The sequence below is a fragment of the Thermus amyloliquefaciens genome, assembly GCF_000744885.1.
In the GTDB taxonomy this organism is placed as follows: Bacteria; Deinococcota; Deinococci; order Deinococcales; family Thermaceae; genus Thermus; species Thermus amyloliquefaciens.
In genome coordinates, this window is record NZ_JQMV01000003.1 from 852,354 (window position 1) to 868,207 (window position 15,854).

The 15,854-nt window shown below is 65.8% G+C and carries 16 protein-coding genes; 3 read left to right on the forward strand and 13 right to left on the reverse strand.

The window, feature by feature from the left end; translation table 11 throughout:
• Positions 1 to 20: 20 nt before the first annotated feature.
• Positions 21 to 953, reverse strand: a complete 933-nt coding sequence (locus tag BS74_RS04725; protein ID WP_038056530.1) for an NAD-dependent epimerase/dehydratase family protein — start codon at positions 951 to 953, stop codon at positions 21 to 23.
• A gap of 69 nt (positions 954 to 1,022) precedes the next feature.
• Entirely contained in the window at positions 1,023 to 1,589 is a 567-nt protein-coding gene (locus tag BS74_RS04730) for a thioredoxin family protein (RefSeq protein ID WP_038056532.1), read from the reverse strand.
• A gap of 68 nt (positions 1,590 to 1,657) precedes the next feature.
• Here BS74_RS04730 and BS74_RS04735 point away from each other — a divergent pair, with 68 nt between their 5' ends.
• Both BS74_RS04735 and BS74_RS04740 read left to right on the forward strand, forming a co-directional pair.
• A complete protein-coding gene (locus BS74_RS04735) occupies positions 1,658 to 4,096 on the forward strand; it encodes a cation-translocating P-type ATPase (protein WP_038056533.1) in 2,439 nt (812 codons plus the stop codon).
• 8 nt (positions 4,097 to 4,104) lie between these two features.
• Positions 4,105 to 4,362, forward strand: coding sequence for a hypothetical protein (locus BS74_RS04740; protein WP_038056536.1), 258 nt, complete (start codon positions 4,105 to 4,107; stop codon positions 4,360 to 4,362).
• Here BS74_RS04740 and BS74_RS04745 read toward each other — a convergent pair.
• The 11 genes from BS74_RS04745 to mglB form a co-directional block, all read right to left on the reverse strand.
• On the reverse strand, positions 4,347 to 4,787 hold the full coding sequence (locus BS74_RS04745; RefSeq protein WP_038056538.1) for a universal stress protein: 441 nt from the start codon (positions 4,785 to 4,787) through the stop codon (positions 4,347 to 4,349). The genes BS74_RS04740 and BS74_RS04745 overlap by 16 nt on opposite strands.
• 3 nt (positions 4,788 to 4,790) lie before the next feature.
• Positions 4,791 to 6,518, reverse strand: coding sequence for a ribonuclease J (locus BS74_RS04750; RefSeq protein WP_038056540.1), 1,728 nt, complete (start codon positions 6,516 to 6,518; stop codon positions 4,791 to 4,793).
• Positions 6,519 to 6,575: 57 nt separating this feature from the next.
• Positions 6,576 to 8,720 (reverse strand): polyribonucleotide nucleotidyltransferase, encoded by a 2,145-nt coding sequence (gene pnp / locus BS74_RS04755; RefSeq protein WP_038056542.1) that lies wholly within the window; start codon positions 8,718 to 8,720, stop codon positions 6,576 to 6,578.
• A gap of 58 nt (positions 8,721 to 8,778) precedes the next feature.
• Positions 8,779 to 9,048 (reverse strand): 30S ribosomal protein S15, encoded by a 270-nt coding sequence (gene rpsO, locus BS74_RS04760; protein WP_038056544.1) that lies wholly within the window; start codon positions 9,046 to 9,048, stop codon positions 8,779 to 8,781.
• Between the two features lie 71 nt (positions 9,049 to 9,119).
• Positions 9,120 to 10,277 (reverse strand): MFS transporter, encoded by a 1,158-nt coding sequence (locus BS74_RS04765; protein ID WP_038056546.1) that lies wholly within the window; start codon positions 10,275 to 10,277, stop codon positions 9,120 to 9,122.
• A complete protein-coding gene (locus BS74_RS04770) occupies positions 10,274 to 10,759 on the reverse strand; it encodes a hypothetical protein (protein ID WP_185747693.1) in 486 nt (161 codons plus the stop codon). The genes BS74_RS04765 and BS74_RS04770 overlap by 4 nt, the downstream gene beginning before the upstream one ends.
• Before the next feature lie 65 nt (positions 10,760 to 10,824).
• Positions 10,825 to 12,513 carry a b(o/a)3-type cytochrome-c oxidase subunit 1 gene (locus BS74_RS04775; protein ID WP_038056548.1) on the reverse strand — a complete coding sequence of 563 codons (1,689 nt, stop codon included), beginning with the start codon at positions 12,511 to 12,513 and terminating at the stop codon, positions 10,825 to 10,827.
• A 3-nt stretch (positions 12,514 to 12,516) separates the two neighbouring features.
• Positions 12,517 to 13,023 (reverse strand): cupredoxin domain-containing protein, encoded by a 507-nt coding sequence (locus BS74_RS04780; RefSeq protein ID WP_038056550.1) that lies wholly within the window; start codon positions 13,021 to 13,023, stop codon positions 12,517 to 12,519.
• Positions 13,024 to 13,026: 3 nt separating this feature from the next.
• Positions 13,027 to 13,131: a cytochrome c oxidase subunit 2A gene (locus tag BS74_RS04785; protein ID WP_038042704.1), complete on the reverse strand. Its 105-nt coding sequence runs from the start codon at positions 13,129 to 13,131 to the stop codon at positions 13,027 to 13,029.
• Between the two features lie 281 nt (positions 13,132 to 13,412).
• Positions 13,413 to 14,000 (reverse strand): GTPase MglA, encoded by a 588-nt coding sequence (gene mglA, locus BS74_RS04790; protein ID WP_038056553.1) that lies wholly within the window; start codon positions 13,998 to 14,000, stop codon positions 13,413 to 13,415.
• Position 14,001: 1 nt separating this feature from the next.
• Positions 14,002 to 14,493, reverse strand: a complete 492-nt coding sequence (mglB, locus tag BS74_RS04795) for a GTPase-activating protein MglB (protein ID WP_038056555.1) — start codon at positions 14,491 to 14,493, stop codon at positions 14,002 to 14,004.
• A gap of 17 nt (positions 14,494 to 14,510) precedes the next feature.
• On the opposite strand from mglB, the gene BS74_RS04800 reads away from it, so the two are divergent.
• Positions 14,511 to 15,836 carry a M20/M25/M40 family metallo-hydrolase gene (locus tag BS74_RS04800; protein WP_038056557.1) on the forward strand — a complete coding sequence of 442 codons (1,326 nt, stop codon included), beginning with the start codon at positions 14,511 to 14,513 and terminating at the stop codon, positions 15,834 to 15,836.
• Positions 15,837 to 15,854 lie beyond the last annotated feature (18 nt).

Consider the following 15,854-nt stretch of genomic DNA (forward strand, 5'->3'; position numbering starts at 1 on the left):
AGATAGGGGTGGGGGGTATGTCAACGGGTGCGGAAGTATTCCACGGTGAGCCGGATGCCCTCCTGGAAACCCACCTCGGGCCGCCAGCCGTGGGCCATGAGCTTGAAGGGGGAGAGCACGCTCCGTTCCAGGTCCCCGGGGCGGGGCGGGGCGGGGTTGACCTCAGGGGTCCGCCCGGCGGCCTCGGCCACGGCCATGAGGATCTCCTGGGTGGTGTGCCCTTCCCCGGTGCCCACGTTGTAGATCCCCTCCAGGCCCTTTAGGGCCAGGTGGTGGGCCCGCACCACATCGGCCACGTGGATGTAGTCCCGCACACACCCCTCGTCCCCTGGGGTCCTCCTGGCGTAGAGGGTCACCGGCTCCCCTTTGAGCACCCTTTCCGCAAAGATGGCCACCACCCCGGCCTCCCCGTGGGGGTCTTGGCGGGGGCCGTAGACGTTGGCGTAGCGGAGGGAGACCCACTTGAGCCCGTAGTTCTGCCCGTAGGCGGAAAGGTAGTGCTCAAAGCCCGCCTTGCTGGCGGCGTAGGGGCTTTTGGGCCTGGGGAGCCAGGTCTCCTCGGCCCGTTCCCCTTCGGGCACCTCCCCGTAGATGGCCCCGCCCGTGGAGGCAAAGACGATCTTTTCCGCCCCCCATTTGCGCATGGCCTCGAGGAGGTTCAGGCCGCCCAGAAGGTTCACCTCAAAGTCCAGGGTGGGGTTTTCCACGCTCACCTTCACCGAGGCCTGGGCTGCCTGGTGGGACACGTGGGTGGGGCGAAACTCCCGGAACACCCTTTCCAAACCCTCCCGGTCCCGGAGGTCCACCTTGTAGAAGTAGACGCCCTGGGGGACGTTTTCCCGCTTGCCCGTGGAGAGGTTGTCCAGAACGGCCACCTCCACGCCTTCTTCCAAAAGGCTTTCCACGATATGGCTACCGATAAACCCTGCTCCACCCGTCACCAGTACGCGCATAAAACCTCCTGCCTGCCCTGGAAACGGCAGGCCAAAACGGCACCATCCTAACAGGCCCAGGAAACGGGGTTAACCGATTTTGACCTCGGGCTCATTGCCAGGCCGCCACTTGATGGTGCAGCCCAGGGCCGGGGCCTCCTTGAGGGGAGGTTCCTCCCCCTTCAGCAGGGCCTCGAGGGCCGCCTCCAGGTCGTGGCTTTGCACCTGGTCGGGGAACTTGGGGTTGTCGTTCACCCGGCCGTGGTAGCGGAGAAGGCGCCTGGCGTCAAACAGGAAGACCTCGGGGGTGCGCAAGGCCTTGTAGGCCTTGGCCACCTCCTGGGTTTCGTCCAGGAGGTAGGGGAAGAAGATGCCATGCTCCTCGGCGAAGGCCACCATCTTGTCCGGGGCGTCGTCGGGGTACCGCTCGTAGTCGTTGGGGTTGATGCCCACGAAGGCCACCCGGCCCCGGTACCTCTCCGCCAGGGAGACGATCTCCCGGATGGAGCCCTTCACGTAGGGGCAGTGGTTGCACATGAAGATCACCGCCAAAAGGGGCTCCTGGAACTGGGAAAGCCGGTACCGCCCGCCCCTGGGATCGGGGAGCTCGGCGTCGATGAGGGGGCTTTCTAGGGGTAGCTCAGGGTACTGCAGCATGGGTCCATCATATCCGAAGCCTGTCCCTGGGGACAATAAGCCCCTAAGGGCCTTGGTATCATGCCCCCATGCAGGGGCTGACCTCAAAGGAAGCGGAAAAACGCCTGGCGGAATACGGCCCCAACGCCCTTCCGGAGAAGCCGCCCGAGCCCCTTTGGCGGAAGTTCCTGCGTCAGTTCCAAAGCCCTCTCATCTACATCCTCCTTTTCGCCCTGCTGGTGGACCTGAGCCTTTGGCTTTATGAGGGAGCCCACGGGCTTCCCTTGGAATCCCTGGCCATCCTGGCCATCCTTCTCCTCAATGCCGGGCTTGGCACCCTCCAGGAGAAGCGTTCCGAGGAGGCCCTAAGGCGCCTCAAGGCCATGGCGGAGCCCCTGGCCTGGGTCCTAAGGGATGGGCGTTTCCAGCGCCTTCCCAGCCGGGAGATCGTGCCGGGGGACGTGGTGCGCCTGGAGGCGGGGGACCGCATCCCGGCGGATGGCCTCCTCCTCGAGGCCAGCGGGGTTCTGGTGGACGAAAGCGTGCTCACCGGGGAGAGCGTCCCGGTGGAGAAGGGGGAAGGGGAGGAGGTCTTCTCCGGCACCCTTTTGGTGCGGGGCAGGGCCCTTTTGCAGGTGACCCGCACGGGCCTGAACAGCGCCATGGGGCGGATCGCCGGGCTCCTGGCCACGATGGAGGAGGAGAGAACCCCCTTGGAGCGGCGCCTCGAGGCCTTCGGCCATCGGGTGGCCCGCTGGGTGGTGGTTCTTGCCGTGGCCCTGGTGGCGCTGGGTTTTCTGGTGGAAGGCTTTTCCGCCAAGGTGCTCCTTTTCGCGGTGGCTCTGGCGGTGGCGGCGGTGCCGGAGGGGCTTCCGGCCGTGCTTACCTTGGCCTTGGCCCTGGGGGTGGAGCGCATGGCCCGGCGCAAGGCGGTGGTGCGCCGCCTGGCGGCCGTGGAGGCCTTGGGGAGCGTCACGGTCATCGCCACGGACAAGACCGGTACCCTCACGGAAAACCGCATGGAGGTGCAGGGGGTGGTGGGCCCAGACCCCCAAGGGGCCCTCCTGGCCATGGCCCTCTGCAACGACGCCGACCTGGAAACGGGTGCGGGGGACCCCTTGGAGCTGGGCCTTCTGCGCTATGCCTCGCGGCACCTGGACGTGAAGCGGGTCCGTCAGGAGAACCCCAGGCTTTCGGAAAGGCCCTTTGACAGCGCCTGGAAGTACATGCGGGTGACCACGCCCAGGGGCAGCTTTTTCAAGGGGGCTCCCGAGGCCCTTATCCCCCGCCTTGCCCTGGAGCCAGGGGAAAAGGCCTCCCTTTTGGAGGAGGCGGAGGCCCATGCGCAAAGGGGCTTCCGGGTTCTGGCCCTGGCTTGGGGCGAGGGGGAACGGGAAGAGGGCCTAAGCTTTCTGGGCTTTGCCCTTCTCCTGGATCCTCCCCGCCCCGAGGTGCCCGAGGCGGTGGCCAAGGTCTTGAAGGCGGGGATCAGGGTGGTGATGGTCACCGGGGACCACCCGGCCACGGCCCTGGCCATCGCCCGCCAGGTGGGCCTGCCGGTGGAAACCGTGGCCACCGGGGAGGAGATCGCCGAGCTTTCCGACGAGGAGCTTTTGGAGGTGGACGTCTTCGCCCGGGTCCGCCCCGAGGACAAGCTCCGCATTGTAGCAGCCTTGCAGAAGGCTGGGGAGGTGGTGGCCATGACGGGGGATGGGGTGAACGACGCCCCGGCCCTCAAGCGGGCGGACGTGGGGGTGGCCATGGGCCAACGGGGCTCGGATGTCTCCCGGGAGGTGGCGGACCTGATCCTCATGGACGACAACTTCGCCACCATCGTGGCCGCCATAGAGGAGGGGCGGAGCATCTATGAAAACATACAAAAGTTCATCCGCTTCCTCTTTTCCACAAACCTCTCGGAGATACTGGTGGTGGCCTTGGGCATGGGGTTATCCGCCCTTCTCCACCTGAGGGACGAGGCGGGGCAGCTTCTCCTTCCCCTCACGGCGGTGCAGATCCTTTGGATCAACCTGGTGACGGATGGCCTTCCCGCCTTGGCCCTGGCCTTGGACCGCAACCCTGGGGTCCTGGACCGACCCCCCAGGCCCAAGGAAAGCCCTCTTTTGGATCCGCCTTCCTGGCGGTTCATCCTGGTCACCGGGAGCCTCAAGGCCCTTTTTGCTCTGGCCATCCTGGGCCTGATGCCGAGGTGGGGGAGCTTTGTGGGGATGTCTTCCCAGCTCGAGGTGGCCCGCACCGCCACCTTCCACTTCATGACCCTGGGCCAGCTTTTCTTTGCCTATGCGGCCAGGCATACCCACTTCATGCCCCTCCCTAACCCCTACCTGCACGGGGCGGTGGTTTTGGGCATCCTCATCCAGCTCCTCCTTGGCACCCTGGCCCCTGGGGTTTTGGAGGCCGTCTTGGTGCCGGGGTGGATCTGGGGGATGGTCTTGGGCATGGCCCTGCTTGCCTGGTTGCTGGCCGAAGGGGTAGACCGGCTAGTATGGCGGAAGGGGGTTAAGGGGTAAAGGCCAAGGTGGGCAACCTCCTGGGGAGCAACCTCTTCAACGCCCTCATCCTGGCCTGGGACGACTTCCTCTATGCGGGCCCTTTTTTCCACGCCGCCCACGAAAGCCACCTGGCCGCGGTGCTGGTGGCCCTGGCCATGTACGGGGTGGTGCTCTTGGGCATGAGCTACCAGGCCCTGAGAAAGCTTGCGGTGCTTTCTTGGGACACCCTTACCCTTCTTGGGCTTTACCTTTTGCGCCTGGTCTGGCTTTACGCCCTGCGGTAAGGGACCACCAACACGGGTTTGGAAGAGCGCCGTACCACTTCCAGGGTCACGCTCCCCAAGAGGGCGGCGTCCAGCCCCGTCCGCCCATGGGAGGCCATGACCACCAGGTCGTGCTTTTCCGCCTCGCGGAGGATGGTCTCCGCTGCCCGGCCCTCGAGGAGATGGGCCTCAAAGGCCACCCCCAGTTCCTCCGCCAGGCGGGTGGCCCGGTCCAGGGCGGCCAGGCCCTCCTTGCGCAGGTCCTCCAGCAGGGCCTGGTAGTAGGGGAGGGTTTCCGGGCCCAGGAGGAGCCTGGGCCCCAAGGGTTCCAGGGCGTACAGGAGGGCCACCCTGGCCCCCAGGGCCTTGGCCAGCTGGAGGCCCTCCCGCACGCCACGCTCAGCGGCCTCGCTGCCGTCGGTGGGAAGGAGAAGGCTCTGGTACATGCCTCACCCCTCAATGACCACGGGGAGGATCACCGGGTCGCGGCCCGTGGCCTTCTTGAGGAACTTCTTCACCGGGTAGTAGATGTCGTCCCGGATGCGCTCCAGGGGCTTCTTCTCGCGAAGGCCGTTTTGCAGGGCCTCGAGGGCCATGCGCTTCACCTCCCCAAGAAGCCTTTCCCCCGCCTTCACGAAGCCCCGGGACACCACCTCCACCACCGGGTCCCGGGCGGCCAGGGCGGTGATGACCACGATGCCCTCCTCGGCCATGTGGCGGCGGTCGGCCAGGATCTCCTCGGTGATGTCCCCCACCCCTAGCCCGTCCACGTAGAGGGCGCCCGCGGGAACCTGGCCCACCTTCTCAAAGGTGTCCCGGGTGAGGCGGTACACCGCCCCGTTTTCCCCGATGAGGGTCTTCTCCGGGGGGCGGCTCATGGCCTCGGCCAGCCACTTGAAGTTGGTCTGGTGGCGCACCTCCCCGTGCCAAGGCAGGAAGAACTTGGGCGTGGTCAGGTTCAGGATGAGCTTCAGCTCCTCCTGGGAGGCGTGGCCGGAGGCGTGCACCTTGTAGGTGGGGGGGTAGAGGACGTAGGCCCCCAGGGCGTAGAGGCGGTTGATCACCCGGTTCACCGCCTCCTCGTTGCCGGGGATGGGGCTAGAGGAGAGGATCACCGTATCCCCGGGCTTGATGGCCATCTTGGCGTGGCCCTCAAAGGCCAGGCGGGAGAGGACGGACATGGGTTGGCCCTGGCTTCCCGTGGCCAGGATGAGCACCTGGTGGTCGGGAAGGTCCTTCACCTCCTCCAGGGTGTAGAGGCGGTCCTTCACCTTGAGGTAGCCCAGCTCCAGGGCGATGCGGCTGAACTTCAGCATGCTCCGCCCCTCCATGGCCACCTTGCGCCCGTACTTCTCCGCCGCCCAGATCACCGCCTGGATGCGGTGGATGTGGCTGGCAAAGGTGGTGACGAAGACCCTTCCCGGGGCCCGGCCAATGGCCCGGTCCAGCTCCTTGGCGATTTCCATCTCGCTCGGGGTGTAGCCGGGGCGCTCGGCGTTGGTGGAGTCGGCGATGAGGAGCAAAACCCCTTCCGCCCCCGCCTGGGCCACCTTGGCCAGGTGGGAAACCTTCCCGTCGATGGGGGTGGGGTCCAGCTTGAAGTCCCCGGTGTGCACGATGGTGCCGATGGGGGTGCGGATGACCACCCCGGAGTTGTCGGGGATGGAGTGGGTCATGCGGAAAAGGTCCAGGGTGAAGTACCGCCCCACCTGGATGCGGTCGTCAGGGGAAACCTCTTTGAGGTTGAAGCTTCCCGGCCTCAGGCCGAACTCCTCCAGCTTCCCCTTGAGAAGACCCAGGGTGAGCTTGGCCCCGTAGATGGGCACCTGGGAGTCCTTGCCGAAGACCATGGGCAGGAGGAAGGGAAGCCCCCCGATGTGGTCCTCGTGGCCGTGGGTCAGGACCCAGGCCCGGATGAGGTGGCGGTTTTCCACCAGGTAGTCCACCCGGGGGATGAGGAGGTCCACCCCGGGCATCCCCTCCTCGGGGAAGGCCAGTCCTCCGTCCAGCACAAAGATCTCGTCCCGGAAGCGGAAGGCGGTGATGTTCTTGCCGATCTCCCCCATCCCCCCTAAGGGGATGATCTCCAGGAAGTCCTGGGGACCGGTGCCGGTTGCTCCGCCTCCTCCTTGCGGCCTTCTCCGCCGCCGCCTCGGTTTGCGCGCCTGCTCTTCCATAAACCTCCTATCTTCCCGGCCTGGCCGGGATGGGCGCTGAGGGGAAACCCCCAGGGGCTAGCCGCGCCGCCTGGGGGGGATCTTGCCTTCCAGCTCGGGGCGGATCAGGTCGATCTTGCCCCGTTCGTCAATGCGGTGGACCTTCACCTTGATCACGTCCCCCACCTTCAGGTGGTCCTCCACCCGCTGCACCCGGCCGGGGGCGATCTGGCTGATGTGGAGGAGCCCTTCGGTGCCGGGGAAGAGGCTCACGAAGGCGCCAAAGGGGGTGATCTTGGTCACGGTGCCCTCGTACACCTCGCCCACCTTGGCCTCCATGGTGAGCTCCTCGATGCGCTTCTTGGCCTTCTGGGCCGCCTCCATGTCGCTGGAGTAGATGCGCACCGTCCCGTCCTCCTCGATGTCCACCTCCACCCCGAGTTCCTCTAGGGCGCGCACGTTCTTGCCCCCTGGGCCGATGACGAGGCCGATCTTCTCCACCGGCACCTTGAGGCTAAGGATACGCGGCGCAAAGGGCTTGAGCTCGGGGCGTGGGGCGGGGAGGACGCTCTCCATGAGGTCCAGGATCTTCAGGCGGGCCTCCCGGGCCTGCATGAGGGCCTCTTTGAGCACCTCCCGGGGAAGCCCGCCCACCTTGTTGTCCATCTGCAAGGCTGTGACCCCCCGGCGGGTACCGGCCACCTTGAAGTCCATGTCCCCCAGGGCGTCCTCCAGGCCCAGGATGTCGGTGAGGATCACCGCCCGGTCCCCCTCCCACACCAGGCCCATGGCCACCCCGGCCACGGGGGCCCGGATGGGCACGCCCGCGTCCATGAGGGCCAGGCAGCCGGCGCAGACCGTGGCCATGGAGCTACTGCCGTTGGATTCCAGCACGTCCCCCACCACCCGGATGGTGTAGGGGAAGGCCTCCTCGGGGGGGAGGACCGCCTTCAGGGCCCGCTTGGCCAGGTTGCCGTGGCCGATCTCCCGGCGGGAAACCCCCCTTAAGCGCTTCACCTCCCCGGTGGAGAAGGGGGGGAAGTTGTAGTGCACCAGGAACTTTTCCGTTTCGTCGATCCCCAGGTCGTCGATGATCTGTTCGTCCCGGCCGGTGCCCAGGGTCACGGTGCCCAGCACCTGGGTCTCCCCCCGGGTGAAGATGGCGGAGCCGTGGGTGCGGGGCAGGACGTCCACCTCGATCCAGATGGGGCGGAGGTCCTTGGGGGTGCGGCCGTCCGCCCGCTTACCCTCCTCCAGCACCAGCCGCCTGAGCTCCCTGCGCACCACCTCGTCAAAGGCGCTTTCGTAAAGCGGCTTCCGGCTCTCGTCCGGGGTGCCGTCCTCCCCTTTGGGCAGGGCCTCGGCGATCAGGGCCTCGGCGAAGGCCTCGAGGGCCCGGCTCCTTTCCCCCTTGCTGGCGGTCTGGAGCACCCCGGAAAGCCCCCGCTCCAGGGCCAGGCGGTAGAGGGCCTCCTTCTCCTCCTCGGAGAGGGTTTCGGGAGGCGTCCAGGCCATCTTGGGCTTGCCCAGGGCGCGGGCCATGGCCTCCTGCAGGTCCAGGATGGGCTGCATCTCCCGGTGGGCGAACTCCAAGGCCTGGACGAGGGTCTCCTCGTCCACCTCCTGGGCTCCTGCCTCCACCATGAGGATGGCGTTGCGGCTTCCCGCCACCACCAGGTCCAAGGCGCTTTCCTCCAGCTCCTGCAGGGTGGGGTTCAGGACGAACTGCCCCCCGAGGAGGCCCACCCTAACCGCGGCCACCGGGCCCTCCCAGGGGATGTCGGAAAGCATCAGGGCGGCGCTGGCCGCCGTGGGCCCCAGGATGTCCGGGGGGTTCTTCTGGTCGGCGGAGAGCACGGTGATGATCACCTGCACCTCGTGGCGGAACCCCTTGGGGAAAAGGGGGCGGATGGGCCGGTCCGTCATGCGGGCGGAGAGGATGGCCTTTTCCCCAGGGCGCCCTTCCCGGCGCATGAAGCTCCCCGGGATCTTGCCCACGGCATAGTGCCGCTCCTCAAACTCCACGGTGAGGGGGAGGAAATCCGCCTCAATGGGTTCCTCGGAGGCCTGGGCCGTGGCCAGGACCACGGTGTCGCCGTAGCGCACCAGGACCGATCCGGAGGCCTGCTTGGCGTACTTTCCGGTTTCCAGAACCAGGAGGCGGCCAGCCACCTGGGTTTCGTACCGTTCGGCCCTTGGGGTGTTGGGTGTGCCTTCTGCCATGGTTGTCCTCAAGCGAAAGGCGGAGCCCAAAGGCCCCGCCCCCGACCTGGATACCAGTTTACTTCCTAAGGCCCAGTTTCTCAACCAGGGCCTGGTAGCGCTCCGGATCTTCCCGCTCCAGGTAACGAAGAAGCCGGCGCCTTTGCCCCACCAGCATCAAGAGACCCCGGTGGGAGTGGTGGTCGTGCTTGTGCACCTTGAGGTGCTCGGAAAGCCGGTTGATGCGCAGGGTGAGCAGGGCCACCTGCACCTCGGTGCTCCCCGTGTCCCCGGGGAAGCGGGCGTACTCCGCTATGACCTTTTGCTTTTCTTCCTTGCTGATGGGCATCCTCACCTCCGTCAGGGGGGAAGGCGCTCTTGGCCCCTTCCTCCTCGAGGCCCCAAAGGGCCTCCTCCAGGTTAGGACCTGCCCTTTCTTCCGTCAAGCAGGAAAAGGAGGAGGGCCCAAAGGGCCAGACCCGCCCCCACGGCGAAGGCCAGCGCAGGGCCATAGCCTTGCCATAGCCAACCGAAGATCAGGCTTGCGGGGAAGAGCAAAACCCCCACCACCGTGTGGTACAGGCCGATGGCGGTGGCCTTGGCCTCCTGGGGTACCAGGGTGGCCAGGTAGGCCCGGCTTGACCCCTCAAAAGCGGCGGAGTACAGGGCGTAAAGGAGAAGCAGGGCCACGCCCCCCAGGGCGGTCTGGGTCCAGGCGAAGCCCAGGTAGACCAGGGCGTAAAGGGCAAACCCCAGGGCCACCACCCGCCTCAACCCCACCCGGTCGGCAAGCCCCCCCAAGGGGTAGGAGAGAAGGGCGTAAAGGAGGTTGTAGCCCGTGTAGGCCAGGGTGACCTCCTCCTGCGAGAGGCCTAGGTCCTTAAGGCGCAGGAGCAGGAAGGCGTTGGAGGAGAGGGCCAGGGCAAAGATGCCGGAAACCAGAAGGAAGCGCCGGTAAGCGGCCGGGAGGGTCTTCAGGTAGTCCAGGCGAAGGGGGGGAGGGGGGGTGTGGGCGGCCCTGGCCGGGCCAGGCTCCGTGACCCTAAGAAGCGTGAGCCAGGCCAAGAAGGCGGGGATGGCGGAAAGCCAGAAGACGCCCCGCACCCCCAGATGGGGCAGGAGAAGGAAGGCCAAGAAGGGGCCCACGGTGGCCCCCAAGGTGTCCAGGCCCCGGTGAAGGCCATAGGCCCGTCCCAGGGCGCCCTTATCCACGGTTTCCGCAAGGAGGGCATCCCGGGGGGCGGTGCGCAGGCCCTTCCCGAGACGGTCCAGAAAACGGTACAGAAGGACGTGCCCTGGGCTTTGCGCCAGGGCCAGGATGGGCCTTAAGAAGGCGGGTAAGCCATAGCCCAGGAGGAGCAGGGGCTTTCTCCGGCCCACCCGGTCCGAAACCCGTCCCCCCACCACCTTGAAGAGGCTGGCGGTGGCCTCGGCTATCCCCTCCACCAGGCCGAGGGTTCCAGCCCCTGCGCCCAGGCTGGTGAGGAAGAGGGGCAAAAGGGGATAGACCATCTCGCTGGCCACGTCCATGAGGAAGCTGACCAGGCCCAGGAGGTAGACTTGCGCGGGAAGCTTCATGGCCGGTACCTCAGGTAAAGGAAAAGCAGGGGAGGTTCTGGAAGGACCATCAACAGGGAAAGGGGGTCCAAGGGGGCCGGGGAAAGCAGGGCTGGCCCCAGGGGGGTGGCGAAGGGTAGGGGCAGGGTGCGGGTGAGGAGGAAGAGCAGGAGGAAAACGGTGGAAAGCCCCACCCCAACGCGCCACACCCAGGGGGCGAAGGGGGGTTCCCCCTTGGGGTACATGAAGCGCAGGGTGATCAGGACAAGGGCGTAGGTGACCTTTAGGGCCAGCAAAACAAGGAAGAGCTGGCCGTAAAGGTAATACTCGCTCACCAGACCGTAGCGGACAGCCTCCGCCTCGGAAACCCCCAGGGCGCTTCCGCAAAGCCCTTGCCCCAGCACCTCGCTCAGGCCCAACCCCAGGAACTGGAGAAAAAAGGGGAGAAGGGTGAGGCCCACTATCCAGCTCAAGGCAGGGGAGGTTACAAAGCCCACGGGCATAGCCTTGCGCCTTCCGCAAAAAAGGTCAAGGGCCAGAAACTCCTGGCCCTTGACCCCTTGAGGGCCTACCAGAGCCGCATACCCGGCACCGGGTTCAGGTTGCTGAAAAGCTGCACCAGGGTGGGGCCGTAGGCCAACACCACCAGGATCACCGCCACCAGGAACCAGAAGCCGATACGGTCCATGGCCTGGACCAGGGGACGGTCCTCGGGGCCGGAGATGACCTCGGCGAAGGGCACCGGGGCCTCGGCCAGCTCCGCCCTACGCTCCCGGCCCAAAAGAACGCTGAAGAGGCCGTAGATGAAAAGGAGCAACGCCACCAGCAGGATGATGCCGGCGAGGATGTTGAGGACCATGGGAAGGGCGGCGTGGGGATAGGCGTCCGGCACCTGGGCGATGTAGGCCCGCCGGGGCACGTTCAGGAGACCCTGCCAGTGGAGTCCAAGGGCCATCACCATCATGCCGATGAACCAGAGCCAGACCACCGCCAGGCCCAGGCGGCGCTGGCCATCGGAGATGGGCTTGCCCGTGAGGTTGGGGATGAGCCACCACAGGGAACCCATGCCGGTGAGGGTTACCAGGCTCGCCACCTGCAGGTGGAAGTGCCCCGGGATCCAGGCGGTGTTGTGTATCACGTAGTCCAGGGTGAAGCTGGCGTTCACTATACCGCCAGCCCCTCCGGGGATGAAGCCGATCAACCCCAAGACGGGGGCCACGAAGGCCGGGTTGTCCCAGGGGAGGGCCTTGATCCAGCCCAAAAGCCCCTTCCCGCCCCGCAGGCGCCCGGCGAACTCCAGGCTGGCGGCCACGGTGAAGGCGGTCATGAGGCTGGGCACGGCCACGAACAGGGTGAGGACCGAGTGGATCATCTTCCAGGTGGGGTCGATGCCGGGGTCGGCGAACTGGTGGTGGAACCCCACGGGGGTGGAGAGGAGGAGGAAGAGGAGGAAGGCCAGGCGGGCCATGGGGTCGGAGACCAGCTTGCCCCCCGCCTGCTTGGGCAAGACGGTGTAGATGATGGCGTAGGCGGGCAGGAGCCAGAAGTACACGATGGGGTGGCCCGTCCACCAGAAAAGGGTCCGGGCCACCAGGGGGTCCACCCCCTGGATGAGGCCAAAGGACCAGGGCAGGAGGAAGAGGACCGCCTCCAGCACCAGCCCGATGGAGGCGATGAACCACATGAGCCAGAAGACCACGGCCATGTAGGTGACCAGGGGGGTCACCTTCCCGGGGTTTTGCGCCTTCCAGCGACGCCAAAGGTCCAGCACGATGTAGACGCTCACCCAGGTGGACAAAACGAAGACGCTGGCCCCCAGGTAGAAGGCCCAGTGGCCTTGGAGAGGGGGGTAGAAGGTGTAGAGGACCGTGGCCTCGTTGGCGAGAAGGGGCAGGGCGGCCATCACCAAGCCGAGGAAGGCCATCCACCAGGAGAGCCACATGAGGCCCATGTTGGGCCTTAGGTTCAGCTCCCGGGCGGGCAGGTAGACCATGATGGCCTGGGCGAAGAGCTGGGTGAAGACGATGGCGTTCAGCACCCCGTGCAGGGTGAGGCCCTGGTAGTAGGACTGGACGAAGGGCAGGAGGCGCTTGAGCAGGGGATAGGCATCCACGTTGCCGTAGTTCAGGGCCTGGAAGGGGCCGAAGAGGCTCCCGATGATCACCGCGATGAAGCCCAGGACCAGGAAGTAAAGGGTGGCCTTCTTCTCCGGATAGGCCTCGTAGACCCGGCTAATCTCCGACATCCGCACCGCCATAGCTCACTCCTTTACCACGATCTTGCCGAACATGTTCTGGTGGCCAAGGCCACAGTACTGGTTGCAGATGATGCGGTACTCCCCGGCCTCCTTGAAGGTGTAGCGCACGGTGGATACCTCCCCAGGGAGGACCTCCACGTTGATGTTGGTTCCCTCCACGTGGAAGCCGTGGATCACGTCGGGGCTGGTGATCTTGAAGATGATCTCCGCCCCCTTGGGGACTTCTATGGGGTTTGGCTGATATCCGAAGGCATAGGCCAAGGCATAGACCGTGTACTGGTTGGGGCCGGTCTGCACCACGGCCTGAGCGGGATCGGCCCAAGGGCCTTCGGTGCGGACCGTGGCTGGATTCACCCGCTCCAGCTTCCCTGCGGGGATCACCCCTGCGGTGTGGGTGGCCAGGGTGTAGGCGATGAGGGCGATAAAGACCACCAGCATGATCAAGGAGAAGGCCAACCACCCCTTCTCGTAGGCCAGGATTGCCTTGTGGGCCTTGTGCTCGTCCACCATACCCTACCCCCTAGCGAAGAAGACAGCGTATACCCCCAGCCAGAAGATCAGGATGGTGAGGGTAAGAACCACTATCACTCCTATGGCGCCCACCGGTTTTTCCTCCATACCCGTCCTCCCTTTACGGCAGCTGGCCGTATACGGCGCCTATGGTAGCCGAAGGCTGAGAAAAAGGTGAAGTACATTTGTCCCCGAAGGCAAAGGAAGCCCAGATGCCTTGACCAAGCGCCCGGATTAGGAAGCCAAGCGCCCATGCGTGGGGGGTTGCCGCAGGTTACGGGCTTCCCCCGTGACCCATGGGAGGGGTAGAAGGGCGAGATTTAAGGCCCCTCTAGGGACCCCCCGGGGTACCTAGAGGGGCAGTACCCCCCTCCCCTAAGCCGGCGGTGTTATGTGGTTCCCACCCTGGCCAGGACCAGGCGGCTTACCTCCTTCAGGGTCTCAAAGACCCCCTTCCCTTCGGTGGCCACGGCTTCAAAGACGGGGAAACGCCCCTCGGGGTCCACCACGGCCTGGACCATCTCCACGGGCAGGGCCTCCGGCAGGTCCCGCTTGTTCACCTGGAGCACCACCGGGAGGTCCTCCACCTTGAGGCCGTATTCCGCCAGGTTCTCCCGCATGTTGCGCATGCTCTCCGCGTTGGCCCGAAGCCGGTTGGGCGCGGAGTCCGCCACAAAGACGATGCCGTCCACGCCCCTCAGGATCAGCTTGCGGCTGGCGTTGTAGAAGACCTGCCCCGGGACGGTGTAGAGGTGGAAGCGGGTTTTGAAACCCTTCACCTCGCCCAGGTCCAGGGGAAGAAAGTCAAAGAACAGGGTGCGCTCGTCCTCGGTGGCCAGGGAAACCATCTCCCCCTTGCGGCCCTCGGGGATCTTGCTGTAAATCCATTTCAAGTTGGTGGTTTTTCCGGAAAGCCCCGGACCGTAGTAGACGATCTTGAAGTTGATCTCGCGATTGGCAAAGTTGATGGTGCTCATGCTAGTTGCCCAAGAGCTCGTCCAAAAGGGCCTTGGCCTCCTCGCGGTACTGGGTGTCCAGGTTCAGCTTGGGCGGGTTGGCGAGGGCTTCTTCGGCAATGCGGGCTAGGGCTTCTGCGGCCCGCTTCCCGTGGAGCTTGACCTTGCCCAGGGGGGCGTTCTCGTCAAAGACCAGCACCAGGAGGGCCGCCTCGCCCGCCTCGTCCACATAAAGCCCCATGCGCTCCCCTTGGTGCACCACCTCTTGGAAGCGCGCTTCCCCTAGCAGCTTGGCCAAGGCCTGGGTGGCGGCGGCGTTGCCCGCCACCAAGGTGGCCAGGGAGTCCAAGGGGGGAGGCTTGGGGGCCCAGAGGGCCTCCTTGTGCGCCAGGACGAACCCCTTGCGGTCAATGAATAGGGCGTAGCGGGCCCCGGTTTCCTGGAGGGCCTCCTGGAGCACGTCCATGGCCCTTTGGTACAGGGCCCCGTAAAGGACCAAGGAGGGTTCCACCATAGTATGCTCAGTTTACCATGAGGTCCTTTTTGCAGGAGGCCAAGGGGCTTTTGGCGGAACTGGTGGCCCTGCCCACGGTGAGCGCGGAAGGGAAGGCCCTCGAGGCGGGGGCGGCCAAGGTGGCCGAGGTTTTGGAGGGGCTCGGGCTGAAAGCGGAGCTTCATCGCGGTTACGGGCCCCCGGTGGTCTACGCCGAGGGGGGCGAGGGGGAAGGGGCACTTTTGTTTTACAACCACTACGATGTTCAGCCCCCCGATCCCTTGGAGCTATGGGAAAGCGAGCCCTTTCGTCTGGAGGAGCGCAACGGGGCCTGGTATGGCCGCGGCACCCACGACGACAAGGGGGAGCTGGTGGCCAGGATCATGGCCTTGCGCCTGTTCCGGGAAAAGCACGGCTTCCTGCCCCGGGTGAAGTTCGTGGTGGAGGGGGAGGAGGAGGTGGGAAGCCCTCACCTGGCGGACTACCTAAGGGACAAGGAGGACCTCCTAAGGTCCGAGGCCGTGGTCTGGGAGGCGGGGGGAGTGGACGCCAAGGGCCGGCCTTACCTCTATGCGGGGCTTAAGGGCATCGTGGCCCTGGAGCTCAGGGTGCGCACCGCGGGGTTTGACCTCCACTCCTCCTATGGGGCGGTGGTGGAAAACCCCATCTACCGCTTGAGCCGGGCCCTGGCCAGCCTGCGGGATGAGGAAGGGAGGGTCCTTATCCCCGGGTTTTACGACCGGGTCCGGCCCCTCACCCCCAAGGAGATGGAGGTGCTGGCGGAGATCCCCGACGAATCGGAGGCCTTAAGGGAGGCCTTTGGTGTGCGGGACTTCCTGGGCGGGGCCAGGGACGAGGAGTTTAACCAGCGCCTCTACGCGGAGCCCTGCGTGAACTTCAACGGGTTTCACTCGGGGTACGGTGGGCCGGGCTCCAAGACGGTGTTGCCGGCGGAGGCCTTCGCCAAACTGGATTTCCGCCTGGTCCCCGACCAGGACCCGGAGGAGATCCCCATCCTCTTGCGGCGGCACCTCGAGGCCCAGGGGTTTCACGACGTGGAGGTGGTGGTCCTGGAAAAGGGGGAGCATCCCGCGCGCTCGGACCTTGCCCATCCCTTCCTGGACCTGGTGCGGAAGGCCCTGGAAGAGGCCTTTGGGACCAAGCCCGTTCTCTACCCCAACATGGCGGGGTCGGGCCCCATGTACCCCTTCCTCCACCACCTGAAGGCCCCGGCGGTGGGCCTGGGGGTGGGGTACCCAGGGAGCCGGGTGCACAGCCCCAACGAGCACATCCGTATCCAGGACTTTGAGCGCGGGACCCTGGCCCTCCTGCGGCTTTTGGAGCTCCACTTCCTGGGCCGCTAGGCGCCGGGGTCTGCTAGG

What these genes read in the sequence shown, in the direction of transcription:
- BS74_RS04725 (WP_038056530.1), bottom strand. Translation starts at nt 953, where the DNA reads ATGCGCGTACTGGTGACGGGTGGAGCAGGGTTTATCGGTAGCCATATC.
- BS74_RS04730 (WP_038056532.1), bottom strand. Translation starts at nt 1,589, where the DNA reads ATGCTGCAGTACCCTGAGCTACCCCTAGAAAGCCCCCTCATCGACGCC.
- BS74_RS04735 (WP_038056533.1), top strand. Translation starts at nt 1,658, where the DNA reads ATGCAGGGGCTGACCTCAAAGGAAGCGGAAAAACGCCTGGCGGAATAC.
- BS74_RS04745 (WP_038056538.1), bottom strand. Translation starts at nt 4,787, where the DNA reads ATGTACCAGAGCCTTCTCCTTCCCACCGACGGCAGCGAGGCCGCTGAG.
- BS74_RS04750 (WP_038056540.1), bottom strand. Translation starts at nt 6,518, where the DNA reads ATGGAAGAGCAGGCGCGCAAACCGAGGCGGCGGCGGAGAAGGCCGCAA.
- pnp (WP_038056542.1), bottom strand. Translation starts at nt 8,720, where the DNA reads ATGGCAGAAGGCACACCCAACACCCCAAGGGCCGAACGGTACGAAACC.
- rpsO (WP_038056544.1), bottom strand. Translation starts at nt 9,048, where the DNA reads ATGCCCATCAGCAAGGAAGAAAAGCAAAAGGTCATAGCGGAGTACGCC.
- BS74_RS04765 (WP_038056546.1), bottom strand. Translation starts at nt 10,277, where the DNA reads ATGAAGCTTCCCGCGCAAGTCTACCTCCTGGGCCTGGTCAGCTTCCTC.
- BS74_RS04770 (WP_185747693.1), bottom strand. Translation starts at nt 10,759, where the DNA reads ATGCCCGTGGGCTTTGTAACCTCCCCTGCCTTGAGCTGGATAGTGGGC.
- BS74_RS04775 (WP_038056548.1), bottom strand. Translation starts at nt 12,513, where the DNA reads ATGGCGGTGCGGATGTCGGAGATTAGCCGGGTCTACGAGGCCTATCCG.
- BS74_RS04780 (WP_038056550.1), bottom strand. Translation starts at nt 13,023, where the DNA reads ATGGTGGACGAGCACAAGGCCCACAAGGCAATCCTGGCCTACGAGAAG.
- BS74_RS04785 (WP_038042704.1), bottom strand. Translation starts at nt 13,131, where the DNA reads ATGGAGGAAAAACCGGTGGGCGCCATAGGAGTGATAGTGGTTCTTACC.
- mglA (WP_038056553.1), bottom strand. Translation starts at nt 14,000, where the DNA reads ATGAGCACCATCAACTTTGCCAATCGCGAGATCAACTTCAAGATCGTC.
- mglB (WP_038056555.1), bottom strand. Translation starts at nt 14,493, where the DNA reads ATGGTGGAACCCTCCTTGGTCCTTTACGGGGCCCTGTACCAAAGGGCC.
- BS74_RS04800 (WP_038056557.1), top strand. Translation starts at nt 14,511, where the DNA reads ATGAGGTCCTTTTTGCAGGAGGCCAAGGGGCTTTTGGCGGAACTGGTG.